The sequence below is a fragment of the Azohydromonas sediminis genome (assembly GCF_003574675.1).
In the GTDB taxonomy this organism is placed as follows: domain Bacteria; phylum Pseudomonadota; class Gammaproteobacteria; order Burkholderiales; family Burkholderiaceae_C; genus Calidifontimicrobium; species Calidifontimicrobium sediminis.
Genome location: NZ_QOAZ01000008.1, coordinates 93,705 through 109,279, shown reverse-complemented (window position 1 = coordinate 109,279; position 15,575 = coordinate 93,705). Strand labels below are relative to the sequence as shown.

General features: G+C 72.6%; 16 protein-coding genes. 10 read left to right on the top strand and 6 right to left on the bottom strand.

Annotated elements, in window-relative coordinates; translation table 11 throughout:
• Nucleotides 1-11 precede the first annotated feature (11 nt).
• Nucleotides 12-1,241, top strand: a complete 1,230-nt coding sequence (locus DRV96_RS06800) for an ABC transporter permease (RefSeq protein ID WP_119289180.1) — start codon at nucleotides 12-14, stop codon at nucleotides 1,239-1,241.
• Nucleotides 1,242-1,260: 19 nt separating this feature from the next.
• Nucleotides 1,261-1,965 carry an ABC transporter ATP-binding protein gene (locus tag DRV96_RS06795; protein WP_119289179.1) on the top strand — a complete coding sequence of 235 codons (705 nt, stop codon included), beginning with the start codon at nucleotides 1,261-1,263 and terminating at the stop codon, nucleotides 1,963-1,965.
• Nucleotides 1,966-1,976: 11 nt separating this feature from the next.
• Here the strand turns inward: DRV96_RS06795 and DRV96_RS06790 are convergent, their stop codons facing one another.
• Both DRV96_RS06790 and DRV96_RS06785 read right to left on the bottom strand, forming a co-directional pair.
• Entirely contained in the window at nucleotides 1,977-2,630 is a 654-nt protein-coding gene (locus tag DRV96_RS06790) for a histidine phosphatase family protein (protein ID WP_119289177.1), read from the bottom strand.
• 29 nt (nucleotides 2,631-2,659) lie between these two features.
• On the bottom strand, nucleotides 2,660-2,980 hold the full coding sequence (locus tag DRV96_RS06785; RefSeq protein WP_119289175.1) for a DUF1840 domain-containing protein: 321 nt from the start codon (nucleotides 2,978-2,980) through the stop codon (nucleotides 2,660-2,662).
• A gap of 119 nt (nucleotides 2,981-3,099) precedes the next feature.
• Here DRV96_RS06785 and DRV96_RS06780 point away from each other — a divergent pair, with 119 nt between their 5' ends.
• The gene (locus DRV96_RS06780) at nucleotides 3,100-3,936 is read left to right on the top strand and encodes a fumarylacetoacetate hydrolase family protein (protein WP_119289173.1); all 837 of its coding nucleotides are present in this window, start codon (nucleotides 3,100-3,102) and stop codon (nucleotides 3,934-3,936) included.
• Nucleotides 3,937-3,940: 4 nt separating this feature from the next.
• Here the strand turns inward: DRV96_RS06780 and DRV96_RS06775 are convergent, their stop codons facing one another.
• Together DRV96_RS06775 and DRV96_RS06770 are read right to left on the bottom strand one after the other, a co-directional pair.
• Nucleotides 3,941-6,010 (bottom strand): putative bifunctional diguanylate cyclase/phosphodiesterase, encoded by a 2,070-nt coding sequence (locus DRV96_RS06775; RefSeq protein WP_119289171.1) that lies wholly within the window; start codon nucleotides 6,008-6,010, stop codon nucleotides 3,941-3,943.
• On the bottom strand, nucleotides 6,007-7,311 hold the full coding sequence (locus tag DRV96_RS06770; protein WP_119289169.1) for a cyclic di-GMP phosphodiesterase: 1,305 nt from the start codon (nucleotides 7,309-7,311) through the stop codon (nucleotides 6,007-6,009). Before DRV96_RS06770 ends, DRV96_RS06775 begins: the two co-directional genes overlap by 4 nt.
• 218 nt (nucleotides 7,312-7,529) lie before the next feature.
• Here DRV96_RS06770 and pobA point away from each other — a divergent pair, with 218 nt between their 5' ends.
• From pobA to DRV96_RS06735, 7 genes are all read left to right on the top strand, one after another.
• Nucleotides 7,530-8,708, top strand: coding sequence for a 4-hydroxybenzoate 3-monooxygenase (gene pobA, locus DRV96_RS06765; protein ID WP_119289166.1), 1,179 nt, complete (start codon nucleotides 7,530-7,532; stop codon nucleotides 8,706-8,708).
• 462 nt (nucleotides 8,709-9,170) lie between these two features.
• Nucleotides 9,171-10,358: an ABC transporter substrate-binding protein gene (locus tag DRV96_RS06760; protein WP_119289164.1), complete on the top strand. Its 1,188-nt coding sequence runs from the start codon at nucleotides 9,171-9,173 to the stop codon at nucleotides 10,356-10,358.
• A gap of 63 nt (nucleotides 10,359-10,421) precedes the next feature.
• A complete protein-coding gene (locus tag DRV96_RS06755; protein WP_119289162.1) occupies nucleotides 10,422-11,294 on the top strand; it encodes a branched-chain amino acid ABC transporter permease in 873 nt (290 codons plus the stop codon).
• Entirely contained in the window at nucleotides 11,287-12,267 is a 981-nt protein-coding gene (locus DRV96_RS06750) for a branched-chain amino acid ABC transporter permease (RefSeq protein ID WP_419187037.1), read from the top strand. Before DRV96_RS06755 ends, DRV96_RS06750 begins: the two co-directional genes overlap by 8 nt.
• Complete coding sequence (locus DRV96_RS06745; protein ID WP_119289160.1) at nucleotides 12,264-13,010, top strand: ABC transporter ATP-binding protein; 747 nt, start codon at nucleotides 12,264-12,266, stop codon at nucleotides 13,008-13,010. Before DRV96_RS06750 ends, DRV96_RS06745 begins: the two co-directional genes overlap by 4 nt.
• Nucleotides 13,010-13,714, top strand: coding sequence for an ABC transporter ATP-binding protein (locus tag DRV96_RS06740; protein WP_119289157.1), 705 nt, complete (start codon nucleotides 13,010-13,012; stop codon nucleotides 13,712-13,714). Before DRV96_RS06745 ends, DRV96_RS06740 begins: the two co-directional genes overlap by 1 nt.
• Before the next feature lie 23 nt (nucleotides 13,715-13,737).
• Entirely contained in the window at nucleotides 13,738-14,040 is a 303-nt protein-coding gene (locus DRV96_RS06735) for an antibiotic biosynthesis monooxygenase family protein (RefSeq protein ID WP_119289155.1), read from the top strand.
• A gap of 25 nt (nucleotides 14,041-14,065) precedes the next feature.
• Here DRV96_RS06735 and DRV96_RS06730 read toward each other — a convergent pair whose 3' ends face one another.
• Together DRV96_RS06730 and DRV96_RS06725 are read right to left on the bottom strand one after the other, a co-directional pair.
• Nucleotides 14,066-14,563, bottom strand: a complete 498-nt coding sequence (locus DRV96_RS06730) for a MarR family winged helix-turn-helix transcriptional regulator (RefSeq protein ID WP_235823310.1) — start codon at nucleotides 14,561-14,563, stop codon at nucleotides 14,066-14,068.
• A gap of 29 nt (nucleotides 14,564-14,592) precedes the next feature.
• Entirely contained in the window at nucleotides 14,593-15,573 is a 981-nt protein-coding gene (locus DRV96_RS06725; RefSeq protein ID WP_119289153.1) for a Bug family tripartite tricarboxylate transporter substrate binding protein, read from the bottom strand.
• Nucleotides 15,574-15,575 lie beyond the last annotated feature (2 nt).

Genomic DNA, 15,575 nt, shown 5'->3' with positions numbered 1-15,575 from the left:
CGCCGCACGCGATGCGCTGGCCGACGCTGGGCTTCGAACTGCGGGTCGCGCTGCGTTTCCTGCGCGAGGGGCGGTTCCAGACCTTCCTGATCGTGTTCGGCGTCGCGGCGGGCGTGGCGGTGGTGGCGTACATCTCGGCGCTGGTCGGCGGCCTGCAGCGCAACACGCTCGAGAAGACGCTCGGCGCGCAGGCGCACGTCGTGCTGAGCCCGCCCGACGAGCGCGTGCTGCCGGTGCTGCCGCGCGAGGCCGGCGTGCCGGCGTTCGGCGACATGCAGGCGCGCGCGCAGCGGCTGCGCTCGATCGCCAACTGGCCGGCGATGCTCGACCTGCTCGACGCGCGCGAGGGCATCGCCGCCGTCTCGCCGATGGTCACCGGCGCCGCGCTCGCGCAGCGCGGCGAGGCGACGCGCTCGGTGACGGTGGCCGGCGTCGAGATCGAGCGCTACGCGCGCGTCGTCGGCCTGGCGTCGAAGACGGTGGCCGGCACGCTGCAGCTCGCGCCTGGCGACGCGATCGTCGGCCGCACGCTCGCCGACGACCTCGGCGTGCGCGTCGGCGACCGGATTTCGCTGTCGACCGGCGAGCGCGCCGACACGCTGCGCATCACGGCGCTGGTGGACCTCGGCGTGACCGAACTGAACCGGCGCACCGTCATCGTCGCGCTGCGCGCCGCACAGAGCCTGTTCGACCTGCCCGGCGGCGCGACGCGGCTCGACGTGACGCTCGACGACGTGTGGGCCGCGCAGGCGCTGGCGCGCGAACTCGAGCGCCAGTGGCCGCTGAAGGTCGAGAGCTGGCAGCAGACCAACGCGCAGCTCGTCTCGGCGCTGAACGCGCAGAGCATCAGCACGCTGCTGATCCGCGCCGTCGTGGGCGTCGTCGTCGTGCTCGGCATCGCGAGCGTGCTCGTCGTCTCGGTCGTGCAGAAGCAGCGCGAGATCGGCATCCTGCGCGCGATGGGCGCCACGCGCGCACAGGTGCTGCGCGTGTTCCTCGTGCAGGGCGCGCTGGTGGGCGCCGTCGGCTCGGCCGCCGGGCTGGCGCTCGCGGTGGCGATGATCGAGGCCTTCACCCGCTTCGTGCGCGGCAGCGACGGCCTGCCGCTGTTCGCGATCACGCTGCCGCCGGCGCTCGCCGGCCAGGTCGTCGTGCTCGCGTTCGCCGCCGGCGTGCTCGCCGCCGTGGCGCCGGCGCGGCGCGCGGCGCGGCTCGATCCGGCGCAGGCGATACGGTTGTGAACGCCAGCGGCGACAGGGCATGAACGGCGACTCGCTCGTTCGGCTGCGCGACATCCGCAAGCGCTACAACGTGGGCCTGCCGAGCGAGGCCGAGGTGCTGCACGGCATCGACCTCGACGTGGCGCGCGGCGAGTTCGCGGCGCTGATCGGGCCGAGCGGCTCGGGCAAGAGCACGCTGCTGAACGTGCTCGGCCTGCTCGAGCGCGCCACCAGCGGGCGCTATGAGCTCGCCGGCCAGGTCGTCGACGGGCTCGACGACGAGGCGCGCACGCGGCTGCGGCGCGACACGATCGGCTTCGTGTTCCAGTTCCACCACCTGCTGCCGGCGTTCAGCGCGATCGAGAACGTGACGCTGCCGGCGCTCGCACGCGACGGCCGCGTCAGGCGCGCGGTGCGCGAACGCGCCGCCGCGCTGCTCGCCGAAGTCGGCCTGGCCGCGGCGATGGACAAGCGCCCGGCCGAGCTGTCGGGCGGCATGCAGCAGCGCGTGGCGGTGGCACGCGCGCTGATCCTCGAGCCGGCGCTCGTGCTCGCCGACGAGCCCACCGGCAACCTCGACACCGCGTCGTCGGACGAGGTGTTCGCGCTGCTGCGGCGCATCCACGGCGAGGTCGGCACGAGCTTTCTCGTCGTCACGCACGACCCGCGGCTGGCCGCGCGCTGCGACCGCATCGTCGAGATCGTCGACGGGCGCATCGCGCGCGACGCGCCGGCCGTGCGCTGATCCGCCGTCGATCAGGCTGCGGTCTCGTCGCGCGCGCCGCGCTCGAGGTGCGCCGTGTCGGCCCAGCCGACCAGCGTCAGCGCACCGCCGGCGGCGAGCAGCCGGTTGATGCCGGCGTTGGCGACCTGCCAGGTGCGCGGGGCCTGCAGCTCGATGCGCGTCGCGGCGCGGTACAGGCAGTCGAGCACGCCGCCGTGCGTGACGATCGCGATCTGCCCGCCGGGGTGGCGCGCGGCGAGCTCGAGCACGGTGGCGACGCAGCGCGCGTAGAACGCGCTCAAGGTCTCGCCGCCGTCGGGGCCGAAGTGCGGCTCGCGCCGCCGCCACGCCTGCGCCTGCTCCGGCCAGCGCTGCCCGATCTCGTCGAAGCTCAGGCCCTCGAACACGCCGAACGCACGCTCGCGCAGGCCCGGGTGCAAGTGCAGCGGCGCGCCGCGCACGGCCGCCAGCGCCGCGGCGGTGTCGGCGGCGCGCCGCAGATCGCTCGCGTAGACGGCGTCGAACGCCTCGTCGGCGAGCGCCTGCGCGGCGCGCCGCGCCTGCCAGTGGCCGGTCGCGTTGAGCGCGACGTCGGTGTGGCCCTGGATGCGCGCGCCGACGTTCCAGTCGGTCTCGCCGTGGCGGATCGCGACGATGCGCGTCGCGGCGTCGTGCCCGCCGCCCATGACCCCAACGCTGCCGGACGGGACCGGCGTCAGACGCCCCAGACGATCGGCTGCCCGTCGCGGTGGCACTGGCGCAGCATCTCGAGGAACGGCCACACGCGCTGGCGCAGCGTGACGGCCGGCGGCTGGACCACCTCGCCCTTGGCCTCGGCCTCCTTCTGGCGGCGCTCGGTGTCGGCCTCGTCGTCGCGCACGGCCTGCTCGATCGCGGCGATCGCGGCGGGCATGTCGGCCGGCTCGATGATGCCCTTGGCCGAGGGCTCGCGGCCGAGGATGCGCAGCAGCTGGTCGCCGTTCGGTCCGAGCATGACGACGTCGGCGGCGTCCTTCGACTTGAACTTGTAGATCATGGCGCGTGGCAGTGGGGCAGCGTTGACGCGGACACGCCGATTGTGCACCGCGCCCCTTGCGCTGCGGCCGCCGGCGCGATCGCTGCAAGAATGCCGGGCGCTTTCCCACGGAGACCCCGATGAAACTCGTCCGTTTCGGCCCCGCGGGCCGGGAGAAGGTCGGCGCGATCGACGCCGACGGCCGGCTGCGCGACCTGTCGCGCGCGGTACCGCACCTGCACCTGCCCACGCTGGGCCTGGCCGGCCTGAAGCGGCTCGAGCGGCTGCCGCTGCACGACTTCCCGCGCGTGCGCGGCACGCCGCGACTGGGCGTGCCGTTCACCGGCATCTCGAAGTTCGTCGCGATCGGGCTGAACTATGCCGACCACGCCGCCGAGGCCGGCATGCCGATCCCGGCCGAGCCGATCGTGTTCATGAAGGCGACGACGTGCATCCAGGGCCCCGACGATCCGATCCGGCTGCCGCCGGGCAGCACGAAGACCGACTGGGAAGTCGAGCTCGGCGTCGTCATCGGCCGCACCGCGCGCCACGTGGAGGTCGGCGACGCGCTCGCGCACGTGGCTGGCTACTGCGTCGTCAACGACGTGTCGGAGCGCGCGTGGCAGCTCGAGCGCGGCGGCACCTGGGACAAGGGCAAGGGCTTCGACACCTTCGGCCCGATCGGGCCGTGGCTGGTCACCGCGCGCGACGTGCCCGACCCACAGGCGCTCTCGATGTGGCTCGATGTCAACGGCCAGCCGCGCCAGCGCGGCAGCACCGCGACGATGATCTTCGGCGTCGCGCAGCTGGTCAGCTACGTCAGCCGCTGCATGACGCTGCTGCCCGGCGACGTGATCGCCACCGGCACGCCGCCGGGCGTGGGCATGGGCATGAAGCCGCCGCAGTACCTGCGCGCCGGCGACGTCGTCGAGCTCGGCGTCGACGGGCTGGGCCGCCAGCGCCAGGTCGTCGTCTGACGCGTCAGCCGCGCACGCGCAGGTGCCGCGTGACCTGCGCGACGTCGAGCGCCGGCGCGATCAGCCAGCCCTGCATCTCGTCGCAGCCGGCGGCGGCGAGGAACTCGCGCTGCGCCTCGGTCTCGACGCCTTCGGCGATCACCTTCAGCCCGAGCGCGCGCGCGATCTGCACGATCGCGCGCACGATGCCGGCGTCGCCGTCGTCGCCGGGCAGCCCGCGCACGAAGCCGCGGTCGATCTTCAGCCGCCCGATCGGGAACTGCTTGAGGTACGCCAGGCTCGAGTAGCCGGTGCCGAAGTCGTCGATCGCGAGCTGCACGCCCAGCCGCGCCAGCGCCTGCAGCCGCTCGAGCGCGCCGTGCGCGTCGCGCAGCAGGATCGACTCGGTCAGCTCGAGCTCGAGCAGATGCGGCGGCAGATCGTGCTCGCGCAGCACCTGCGCGACGCGGTCGACGAAGCCCTCGTGCTGGAACTGCAGCGCCGACACATTGACCGCCACCGGCACCGCGAGCCCCTGCGCGTGCCAGTGCGCGGCCTGGCGCGCGGCGCGCTCGAGCACCCAGTCGCCGATCGCGACGATGAAGCCGGTGTCCTCGGCCACCGGGATGAACGCGCCCGGCGGCACGTCGCCGCGCTCGGGGTCGCGCCAGCGGATCAGCGCCTCGACGCCGACGACGCGGCCGTCGGCGAGCGCGACCTGCGGCTGGTAATGCAGCCGGAAGCGGTTGCTCGCCAGCGCGAGGCGCATCGCGTGGTCGAGCTCCAGGCGCAGGCGCAAGTCGGTGCCGGCCGCCTGCGCGCGGTGCACGCGGTAGCCGGCGCGTCCACCCTGCTTGGCGTGCTGCATCGCGGTCTCGGCGTGGCGCACCAGCTCCTCGGGCTGGTGTGCGTCGCGCGGGAACAGCGCGACGCCGACGCTGCACGTCACCGTGAACGCGCTGCCGTCGACCTCGAACGGCGCGGCGACGACGTCGAGCACGCGGCGCGCGCCGCGCTCGGCGCCCTCGGCGTCGGCGCGGTGCAGCAGCAGCACGAACTGGTCGCCGCCGACGCGCGCAATCAGGTCGCCCTCGCGCAGCCCGGCGCGCAGCCGCGCGGCGACTTCGCGCAGCACGCGGTCGCCGGTGTCGGGGCCGAGGCTGTCGTTGACCTGCTTGAAGTGGTCGAGGTCGAGGTACAGCAGCGCGAAGCCGAACCCTTCGCGCAGTGCGAGCGCCGCGGCCGGCGCGAGCCGCGCCGTCAGGTAGCGCCGGTTCGGCAGGCCGGTCAGCGCATCGGTGAACGACATCTGCTCGACGCGGCGGTCGGCCTCGATGCGCTCGGTCAGGTCGCGGAACGAATAGACGCGCCCGCACGCGAGCTCGCCGTGGCGCTGCGGCAGGCTGACGCGCTCGACGACGCGGCCGTTGCGCAGCGTCAGGCGGTCCTGCGCGCCGGCGTGCGCGCTCGTGCGCAGCAGCTCGACGCGGCGCGCGTCGTCGGCCGGCTCGACGATCTCGCGCGCCATCCACGCGAACACGGCGTCGGCGTCGCGCGCGCGCAGCAGCGACTCGGGCATCTCCCACAGCTCGGCGAAGCGCCGGTTCCACGCCTGCACGCGGCCGCCGAGGTCGGTGACGAGCAGCGCATCGGCGGTCGACTCCAGCGTCGCCTGCAGCTCGGCGACGAGCCGCTCGCGCGCCTGCTCGGCGGCGTGCTGCTCGGTCAGGTCGACCAGCGTGACGATGAAGCCGCGCCCGTCGCTGGCCGGGCGCACCCAGCGCTCGACGTGGCGCAGTTGACCGTCCAGCCGCGCCAGCGTCGTGCGCGAGCGCAGCGACGCCGTCGGTGCCAGCGCCGACTCGGCCCAGAACGCCGCGTCCTCGGGCGTGGCCAGCAGCGATTCGGCCGGCGCGCCGATCACCTCGTCGCGCGCGAGACCGAGCAGCGCGAGTGCGGCGTCGTTGACGGCGCGCACGACGCGCGTCGCGCCGTCGACGCGCCACGCCGCGACGCCGAGCGCCTCGATCGGCACCGTCGCGGGGTCGCCCGCGGCGCCGTCGCGGCGGCCGTCGGGCCAGCGCAGCACCGTCACGCCGCGCCCTCCGGCGCGCCGTCGTCGGGCGGCGGCGCGGCCTCGAAGAAATAGGTCACGCGCGTGGCCGGCGCGAGGTACTGCAGCGCGTCGGGCGGCAGCTGCTGCGGCCTGACGCTGCGCCGGATGCCCAGCGACGGCTCGCGCTCGAGGTCGAGGTACAGCGCCTCGTCGCGCGGCACCTTGCGGTCGTGCACGAGCACGCGCGGCTTGAGCGGGCGCGCGGAGTTGACCGTCATCACCATCGCCCAGCGGTCGTCGGTCAGCTGCACGATGGAGCCCGGCGGGTAGACGCCCATCATGCGGATGAACGAGCTCAGCACCGTGGCGTCGAAGCGCTGGCGCCCCTGCGCGAAGATCAGCGACAGCGCCTCGTGCGGCGTCACCGCGCGCCCGGGCTGCAGCGGGTTGCACAGGTTGTCGTAGCGGTTGACGAGCGCGACGATGCGCGCGGCCTGCGTCATGCGCTCGGCGGTGAGCTTCTGCGGGAAGCCGCTGCCGTCGGCCATCTCGTGGTGCTGCGCGATGACGAGCAGTGCCCCGGCGGCCAGCCCCATCTTGCGTCCGTGCGTGACGCCGTGCGCGACGTGCTCGCGGTACAGCCGGGTCTCGGCGCTCGTGAACGCGTCGTCGGGGTGGCGCACGCGGTCGGGCAGCTCGAGCTTGCCGATGTCGTGCAGCAGTGCGCCGATGCCCAGCTCGGTCATCTCGTCGGCGCCCAGACCGAGCAGCCGGCCCAGCAGCAGCGAGACGATCGTCACGTTCAGCGCGTGCGCGCCGGCGCGGTCGCCGGCGCCCATCGTCAGCAGGCGGATGCAGGTCTCGTGCTGGCCGAGCATCTTGTCGACCAGCGCGCGGCTGAGCGCCTCGGTGCGCTCGCGCGCGCCGGCCGGGTCGGCGACAACGAGGTCGGCGCTTTGCCGCCACTCGCGCGCGGCCTCGCCGTACTGGCGCTCGCACAGCGCGAGCGCCGCGCGCTGCGCGGCCAGCGCCTCGCGGCGCCGCCGCTGTGCCGTCTGCTCGGCGGTTTCCGCCGGCGCCACCGCGTCGGCGGACGCTCCGCCCGCCGGGGGCGCCCCGGCAGGCGGTTCGGCGGCCTCGTCGGGGGCCGGCAGGCTCTTCTCGGGGCTCCAGCGCACCTGCGCGAGCCCGAGGCTGCGGATCGTGGCGATCTGCTCGGCGCTGTCGATGCGAAAGCTCGACAGCGGAAAGGGATGCGACATCCACCCCACGTCGAGGTGGACGTACATCCCCACGCGCAACTGGTGGACGGGGATCGACGGCGTGGAGGCGGCGGACATGGCAACGGCGTGCGACCGGGGCACTCAGGAGGATTTCGGCCGCCACGGCGGGGACTTGAATGATCCCGCCCGGCACGCGGGCCGGTCTACCCGCCGGGGCGCCGGCGATCGAAAAGTGCAAGTTGTGCGCCGTCTCGAGACATTGCCGGCGCGTCGCGTGGGGCGTAGTCTCGGCCACGCGTCGCTGACGCAGGATCCATCCAACGCGGAGACTTCCCATGCGCACCCAGGTTGCCATCGTCGGCGCGGGCCCGTCGGGCCTGCTGCTCGGCGCGCTGCTGGCCAAGGCCGGCATCGACGCCGTCATCGTCGAACAGCGCAGCGCCGAGTACGTGCTCGGCCGCATCCGCGCCGGCGTGCTCGAGCAGGTCACGGTCGACCTGCTCGACGAGGTCGGCGTCGGCGAGCGCATGCACCGCGAGGGGCTCAAGCACGACGGCTTCGAGCTGTGCTTCGGCGGCGCGCGCCACCGCATCGACCTGTACGGGCTGACCGGCGGCAAGCGCGTGATGGTCTACGGCCAGACCGAGGTTACGCGCGACCTGATGAACGCACGCCACGCCGCCGGGCTGCCCACCATCTACGAGGCCGACAACGTCGCGATCCACGGCTGGGATACCGACCGGCCGAGCGTCACCTACCGCAAGGGCGACGAGACGCACACGATCGAGTGCGACTTCATCGCCGGCTGCGACGGCTTCCACGGCGTGTGCCGCGCGAGCATCCCGCCGGCCAAGCTGCAGACGTTCGAGAAGGTCTACCCGTTCGGCTGGCTCGGCGTGCTGTCGCGCACGCCGCCGGTGTCGCACGAGCTGATCTACGCCAACCACGAGCGCGGGTTCGCGCTGTGCTCGATGCGCTCGCACACGCTCAGCCGCTACTACGTGCAGTGCTCGCTCGACGACCGCGTCGAGCAGTGGAGCGACGAGATGTTCTGGGACGAGCTGCGCGCGCGCCTCGACCCCGAGGCGGCCGCCAAGCTCGTCACCGGGCCGTCGATCGAGAAGAGCATCGCGCCGCTGCGCAGCTTCGTCACCGAGCCGATGCGCTTCGGCCGCCTGTTCCTCGCCGGCGACGCGGCGCACATCGTGCCGCCCACCGGCGCGAAGGGGCTGAACCTGGCGGCCACCGACGTCGGCTTGCTCGGTCACGCGCTGATCGAGCACTACCAGGAGAAAAGTTCGGCCGGCATCGACCACTACTCGGCGCGCGCGCTGCGCCGCGTCTGGAAGGCCGAACGCTTCAGCTGGTGGTTCACGACGCTGATGCACAAGTTCCCCGAGACCGGCGCGTTCGGCCAGCGCATGCAGCAGGCCGAACTCGAGTACCTCGTCGGCTCGCAGCCGGCGCGCACGACGATGGCCGAGAACTACGTCGGCCTGCCGCTGGAAGGCTGAGCGGCGCGGTCGGTGCGCCGCCGCGTGCCGCGCCGCTGCAGGCGTTCGAGCGGGCGCGGACACGTGCAACATCGTGCATCGCGGTGGCGCGCAGCAGCGGCCAGTCCGGCGGGACGACCACCCGCCGAGATGCGTCGCCGCGCCGATCGGAGCCGGCGACCGGGGCACCACGATCTGATTTGCATAGTGCAAACCCCAGTTCCCGCTTCCACTGCGAGCCGTCAGCATTGCGGCATGCACGATATTGCACATTCGCGCGTCCGACCGCTGTCGCCGCGCGGGTCTGCGGGCACGGGCGGTGAGACCCCTGCGCCGGCCGTCACCGCGCACGACGCCGGCGCCTTGGCAGCGCCGTCAGGGCCCGCCCGGCTCGATCAGGCAAACCCCGGTGCCTTCGCGGCGGTTTCGAAGGCATGCTTGCCGCCTTCGTCCGTGCCCAACCCCTGCCTCACCCGAACACCCATGAGCACCCTCCTGTCCTGCCACCGTCGCCAGGCCGCCTGGCTGGTCGCCGCCGCCGCGGCCGTCTTCTGCGTCGCCGCGCCGGTCCACGCCCAGGGCCAGCCGATCAAGGTCGGCCTGATGCTGCCGTACACGGGCACCTTCGCCGCGCTGGGCGACATGATCGAGAAGGGCTTCCGCCTGTACGTCGACGAGCAGGGCGGCAAGCTCGCCGGGCGCGAACTGCAGTTCGTCAAGGTCGACGACGAGTCGGATCCGGCCAAGGCCACCGACAACGTCAACAAGCTGATCCGCCGCGACAACGTCGACGTCATCGTCGGCACCGTGCACTCGGGCGTGGCACTCGCGATGGCGCGCGCGGCCAAGGAGAGCGGCACGCTGATGATCGTGCCCAACGCCGGCGCCGACGCGATCACCGGCGCGCAGTGCGCACCGAACATCTTCCGCACGAGCTTCAGCAACTGGCAGCCCGGCTACAGCACCGGCGTCGTCGCCGCGCAGAAGGGCTACAAGCGCGCGATGACGATCACGTGGAATTACGCCGCGGGCAACGAGACCGTCAAGGGCTTCACCGAGGCGTTCGAGAAGGGGGGCGGCAAGGTCATCAAGGAGCTGACGCTGCCGTTCCCGAACGTCGAGTTCCAGGCGCTGCTGACCGAGATCGCGGCGCAGAAGCCGGACGTAGTGTTCGCGTTCTTCGCCGGCGGCGGGGCGGTCAAGTTCGTCAAGGACTACGACGCCGCGGGGCTGAAGAAGACGATCCCGCTGCTGGGCTCGGGCTTCCTGACCGACGGCACGCTGCAAGCGCAGGGCGAGTCGGCGCAGGGGCTGATCACGACGCTGCACTACGGCGACAACATCGACACGCCGCGCAACAACGCCTTCCGCAACAAGTTCGCGGTGACGTACAAGCTCAACCCCGACGTGTACGCGATGCAAGGCTACGACGCGGCGCAGCTGCTGGCCGTCGGGCTCAACGCGGTCAAGGGCGACGTGACGAAGAAGGACGCGATGATCGCCGCGATGAAGAAGGCCAAGATCGACAGCCCGCGCGGCACGTTCACGATGAGCCCGCAGCACAACCCGACGCAGGACTTCTACATCCGCGAGGTGCGCGGCAACTACAACGTCGTCACCGGGGTGGCGGTCAAGGCGCTCGCCGACCCGGGGCGCGGCTGCCGGATGTAAGCGCGTCACATCCCTACCGCTCGGAGCCGAAGGGCGGCCCCTGCCGCCCTTTCTTTTGTCGCCGTGGATCTCGCGACCTTCCTCGTCCAGTGCCTGAACGCGGTCCAGTACGGGCTGCTGCTGTTCCTCCTCGCGTCCGGGCTGACGCTGATCTTCGGGATCATGGGCGTCATCAACCTCGCGCACGGCAGCTTCTACATGATCGGCGCGTACATGGCGTTCGTGCTCGCGCCGCACTTCGCCGACCAGTTCCTGCTGATGCTGCTGGCCGGCGTCGTGCTGGCGGCCGTCTTCGGCTTCGTGCTCGAGTGGGCCTTCTTCAGCTTCCTCTACGAGCGCGAGCACCTGCAGCAGGTGCTGATGACGTACGCGCTGATCCTCGTGTTCGAGGAGGCGCGCTCGCTGCTCGTGGGCAACGACGTGCACGGCGTGCCGGTGCCCGGCTGGCTCGCCGGCAGCGTCCCGCTGGGCGAGCTGATGACGTACCCGGTGTACCGGCTGTTCGCGTCGGGCGCGTGCATCGTGCTCGCCGCGGCGATGTACTTCGTCGTCAACCGCACGCGGCTGGGGATGATGATCCGCGCCGGCGCGAGCAACCGCGACATGGTGCGCGGGCTGGGCGTCGACATCAAGACGCTGTACCGCATCGTGTTCGCCGCCGGCGTCGCGCTGGCCGCGCTCGCGGGCATGATCGCCGCGCCGATGTCCAGCGTCTACCCGGGCATGGGCGGCAGCGTGCTGATCATCTGCTTCGTCGTCGTGGTGATCGGCGGCATCGGCTCGATCACCGGCGCGCTGGTCGCGTCGCTGCTGGTGGGCTTCGTCGACACCTTCGGCAAGGTGTTCTTCGCCGAGTACAGCGGCATCGGCGTGTACCTGCTGATGGCGATCATCCTGATCTGGCGGCCCGAGGGGCTGCTCACGCGCCGTGCCTGAGGCCCGCACCGCCCGCGCACCCGGCTGGCTCGTGCCCGCCGCGACGGCGCTCGTGCTCGCGCTGCTGCCGCTGGTGGCCACGCCGTACCAGCAGGACCTGATCGTCAAGATCATGATCTTCGCGATCTTTGCGCTCAGCCTCGAGCTGCTGATCGGCCAGACCGGGCTGGTCAGCCTCGGCCACGCGGCGTTCTTCGGCATCGGCGCCTACGTGACGGTGCTCGCCTCGCCCGAGTACGACCCCGGCTCGGTGTGGCGGCTGCTGCCGCTGGCCGTGCTCGCCGCGGCGGCCTACGCCGTCGTCGTCGGTGCGCTGAGCCTGCGCACGAAGGGCGTGTACTTCATCATGGTCACGCTCGCGTTCGCGCAGATGGCCTACTTCGTGTTCCACGACACCAAGCTCGGCGGCGGCAGCGACGGCATCTTCCTCAACGTGCGCCCCGAGCTGGCGCTGCCGGGCCTCGCGCTCGACTTCGCCGACAAGCCGGTGCGCTACTACGCCGCGCTCGTGCTGCTCGTGAGCACCTACGCGCTGCTCGCACTCGTGCTGCGCTCGCGCTTCGGCCGTGCGCTGGCGGGCATCCGCGTCAACGAGCAGCGCATGCGCGCGGCCGGCTTCCCGACCTACGCGTACAAGCTCGCCGCGTTCGTGCTCGCCGGTGCGCTGGCCGGCGTCGCGGGCTTCCTCGTCGCCGTCAAGGACGCCGCCGTCAACCCCGAGCTGCTGAGTTGGCACGAGAGCGGCGCCGTGATGCTGATGGTGATCCTCGGCGGCATCGGGCACCTGCGCGGCGCCGTGATCGGCGCGGCAGCGTTCATGCTGCTCAAGGAGCTGTTCTCGACCCATTCGCTGGTCGGCTGGCTCGCTGACCACTGGCAGCTGACGCTGGGCGTGACGATCATCCTGTTCGTCGCGTTCCTGCCCAAGGGCCTGATCGGCCTCGGCGCGCGCCTGCGGGGACTGAAGCGATGAGCGACGTCGTGCTCGCCTGCGAGGGGCTGACGCGCCGCTTCGGCGGGCTGGTGGCCGTCAGCAACGTGTCGCTACAGTGGAGGCTCGACGAGATCCACGCCGTCATCGGCACCAACGGCGCGGGCAAGAGCACGCTGATCAACATGCTCTCGGGCGAGATCGCCGCCAGCGACGGGCGCATCGTGCTGCGCGGCGAGGACGTCACGCGCTGGTCGCAGCCCAGGCGCGCGCGCGCCGGCATCGGCCGCAGCTACCAGCGCACGACGATCTTCCCCGAGTTCAGCGTGTTCGAGAACGCGCGCCTGTGCGCGCAGGCCGCGCGAGCGCGCCCGTGGGCGCTGTGGGAGGCCGCGCACACCTGCCCGCACGCGAGTGCCGTCGCACGCGACGCGCTGGCCAGCGCGGGGCTCGCGGAACTCGCCGACCGCCCCGCCGGCAGCCTCAGCCACGGCGGCAAGCGCCAGCTCGAGATCGCGATGTGCCTGGCCACGCAGCCGCAGGTGCTGCTGCTCGATGAGCCGCTCGCCGGCATGGGCGCCGAGGAGACCGACCGCATGCTCGGCCTGCTCGAAGGGCTGAAGGCGAAGCACGCGGTGCTGCTCGTCGAGCACGACATGGACGCCGTGTTCCGCGTCGCCGACCGCATCACCGTGATGGTCAACGGCGAGGTGATCGCCAGCGACACGCCGGCGCGCATCCGCGACAACGCGCAGGTGCGCATCGCCTACCTGGGGGACCACTGATGGCGGCGCTGCTGCAGGCCACCGGCGTGCACGCGTACTACGGCGACAGCCACATCCTGCGCGGCGTCGACCTGACGCTGTCGCCCGGCGAGGCGGTGGGCCTGCTCGGGCGCAACGGCATGGGCAAGACGACGCTGATCCGCACGCTGATGGGTTACGTGCGCGCGCGCAAGGGCCAGGTGCAGTGGAAGGGCACCGACGCGACGAACCAGCCACCCGAGAAGATGGCGCGCCGCGGCATCGGCTACGTGCCCGAGGGGCGCGGCATCTTCCCGAACCTGTCGGTGCGCGAGAACCTCGTGATGACGGCACGCCCCGGCCCCGACGGCCGCCGCGACTGGACCTTCGAGCGCGTGATGGCCACCTTCCCGCGCCTGGCCGAACGCCTGAACCACGGCGGCCAGCAGCTGTCGGGCGGCGAGCAGCAGATGCTCGCGATCGGCCGCGCGCTGATGACGAACCCGCAGCTGATGATCCTCGACGAAGCGACCGAGGGCCTGGCGCCGCTGATCGTCGCCGAGATCTGGCGCGTGATCGGCGAGATCCGCGCCAGCGGCATCGCGACGCTGATCGTCGACCGCAACTGGCGCACCGTGCTCGCGCAGACCGACCGCGCCATCGTGCTCGAGAAGGGGCAGGTCGTGATGCAGGGCGACTCGGCGCGGCTCGACCTCGACGAGCTCAGCCAGCGGCTGGGCGTGTAGCGCTGTTCACACCGGAGCCGAACGTGATCCTCGAAGTCGCCGACATCCGCATCCAGCCGGGCCGCCAGGCCGAATTCGACGCTGCGATCCAGCGCGGGCTGACCGAGGTCATCGCGAAGGCGCGGGGCTTTCGCGGCTTCAAGGTCAACAAGGGCGTCGAGAGCCCCGAGCGCTACCTGCTGATGATCTTCTGGGACACGCTCGAGGACCACACGGTGCACTTTCGCGGCGGGCCGCTGTTCGCGCAGTGGCGCGCGATCGTCGGCCCGTTCTTCGCCGCGCCGCCGCAGGTCGAGCACTTCACGCTGCTGGCCAAGTCGGCCTGAGCGGCGCGCCCGCGACGCGCGCGGCTCAGGCGCGCGCGAGCTTGCCCAGCAGTTCGAGCAGCATCGCGCGCTCGGCCGGCGACAGCGCGGCGGCGAGCCAGGCGTCTTCCATCGTCTGCGCGATGCCCTGCGCGCGCAGCACGAGCGTGCGGCCCGCGGGCGTCAGCAGCACGTCGAACGCGCGGCCGTCGGCGGCGCTGCGCTGCCGGCGCACGAGGCCGCGCTCGGCGAGCCGGTCGACGAGCGCGGTCATCTTCGGCGGCGTCACGTCCAGCGTGAACGCGAGCTGCGACGGCGACGCGCGATCGTTGGCCAGCAGCAGCATCAGCAGCGAGAACTCGACCGGCCGCAGCCCCAGCGGTGCGCCGACGTGGCGCTGGAACACGCGCCGCGCCGGCACCGCGGCGCGCGACAGCCGGTAGCCGACCAGGTGCGCGAGCGACGCCACATCCAGCGGCGCGGGGCCGCGCGCACGCGGCCCCGCCTCGGCGGTCAACGCGCTGCCGGACTCGTCGAGCGCCAACGCCCCTCCTCGCCCTGCCGGTGCGGCGCTCAGGCCTCGGGCGTGAAGCCGACCTTCTTGACGATCGGCCCCCACTGCGCGTTCTCGTTGCGCACCGCGGCGGCCATCTCGGCCGGCGTGTTCGACGCCGCCTCGACGCCGAGCTGCGCGAAGCTCTCGATCACGTCGGGCTGCGCGACGGCCTGCCGGATCGCCTGCGCCGCCGCGCTGACGATGTTGGCCGGCGTGCCCGCGGGCATGAAGAAGCCGTACCACTCGCCCATCACGAGGTCCTTGAAGCCCTGCTCGGCGTAGGTGGCGACGTCGGGGGTGAAGCGCGAGCGCGCGCTGCCCGAGGTCGCGAGCAGGCGCAGCCGGCCGGTCTTCAGGTGCGGCAGGTAGTCGCCCACCGGCGACGAGAACGCGCTCACCTGGCCGCCGAGCAGGTCCTGGATGCCGGGCGCCGAGCCGCGGTACGGCACGTGGCGCAGGTCGACGCCGCTGTCCTTGGCCAGCAGCGCGGCGAGGAAGTGCGGCGGCGAGCCGGCGCCCGGCGAGCCGTAGTTGGCGTTGGCCGGGTTCGCCTTGGCCCACTCGAGGAAGCCCTTGATGTCCTTGACGCTGTCGGGCACGGCCGGGCCGACGCCGAAGCCGAATTCGATGCGAGCGCCGATGCTCACCGGTATGACGTCGTTCGGCCCGTAGCTCAGCGAGCGGTAGATGTGCGGGTACAGCGTGATCATGCCGGCCGGCGTCAGCAGCATCGTGCTGCCGTCGGCAGGGCTGCGGCGCAGCTCCTCGACGCCGAGCCGCCCGCCGGCGCCGGGCTTGTTCTCGACGATCGCGTTCTTTGCATAGGTGCCGCGCAGCTTGTCGGCGACGCGGCGCGAGACGGCGTCGGTGGTGCCGCCGGGCGGGAAGCCGCAGATCACCCTCAGCGTGTCGACGGTCTGTGCGTGTGCGGCGGTGGACCAGCCACCGAGCGCGGCGGCACCGGTGGCGACGATGAACTCTCGGCGCTGGATGGACATGG

What these genes read in the sequence shown, in the direction of transcription:
- DRV96_RS06800 (WP_119289180.1), top strand. Translation starts at nt 12, where the DNA reads ATGCGCTGGCCGACGCTGGGCTTCGAACTGCGGGTCGCGCTGCGTTTC.
- DRV96_RS06795 (WP_119289179.1), top strand. Translation starts at nt 1,261, where the DNA reads ATGAACGGCGACTCGCTCGTTCGGCTGCGCGACATCCGCAAGCGCTAC.
- DRV96_RS06790 (WP_119289177.1), bottom strand. Translation starts at nt 2,630, where the DNA reads ATGGGCGGCGGGCACGACGCCGCGACGCGCATCGTCGCGATCCGCCAC.
- DRV96_RS06785 (WP_119289175.1), bottom strand. Translation starts at nt 2,980, where the DNA reads ATGATCTACAAGTTCAAGTCGAAGGACGCCGCCGACGTCGTCATGCTC.
- DRV96_RS06780 (WP_119289173.1), top strand. Translation starts at nt 3,100, where the DNA reads ATGAAACTCGTCCGTTTCGGCCCCGCGGGCCGGGAGAAGGTCGGCGCG.
- DRV96_RS06770 (WP_119289169.1), bottom strand. Translation starts at nt 7,311, where the DNA reads ATGTCCGCCGCCTCCACGCCGTCGATCCCCGTCCACCAGTTGCGCGTG.
- pobA (WP_119289166.1), top strand. Translation starts at nt 7,530, where the DNA reads ATGCGCACCCAGGTTGCCATCGTCGGCGCGGGCCCGTCGGGCCTGCTG.
- DRV96_RS06760 (WP_119289164.1), top strand. Translation starts at nt 9,171, where the DNA reads ATGAGCACCCTCCTGTCCTGCCACCGTCGCCAGGCCGCCTGGCTGGTC.
- DRV96_RS06745 (WP_119289160.1), top strand. Translation starts at nt 12,264, where the DNA reads ATGAGCGACGTCGTGCTCGCCTGCGAGGGGCTGACGCGCCGCTTCGGC.
- DRV96_RS06740 (WP_119289157.1), top strand. Translation starts at nt 13,010, where the DNA reads ATGGCGGCGCTGCTGCAGGCCACCGGCGTGCACGCGTACTACGGCGAC.
- DRV96_RS06725 (WP_119289153.1), bottom strand. Translation starts at nt 15,573, where the DNA reads ATGTCCATCCAGCGCCGAGAGTTCATCGTCGCCACCGGTGCCGCCGCG.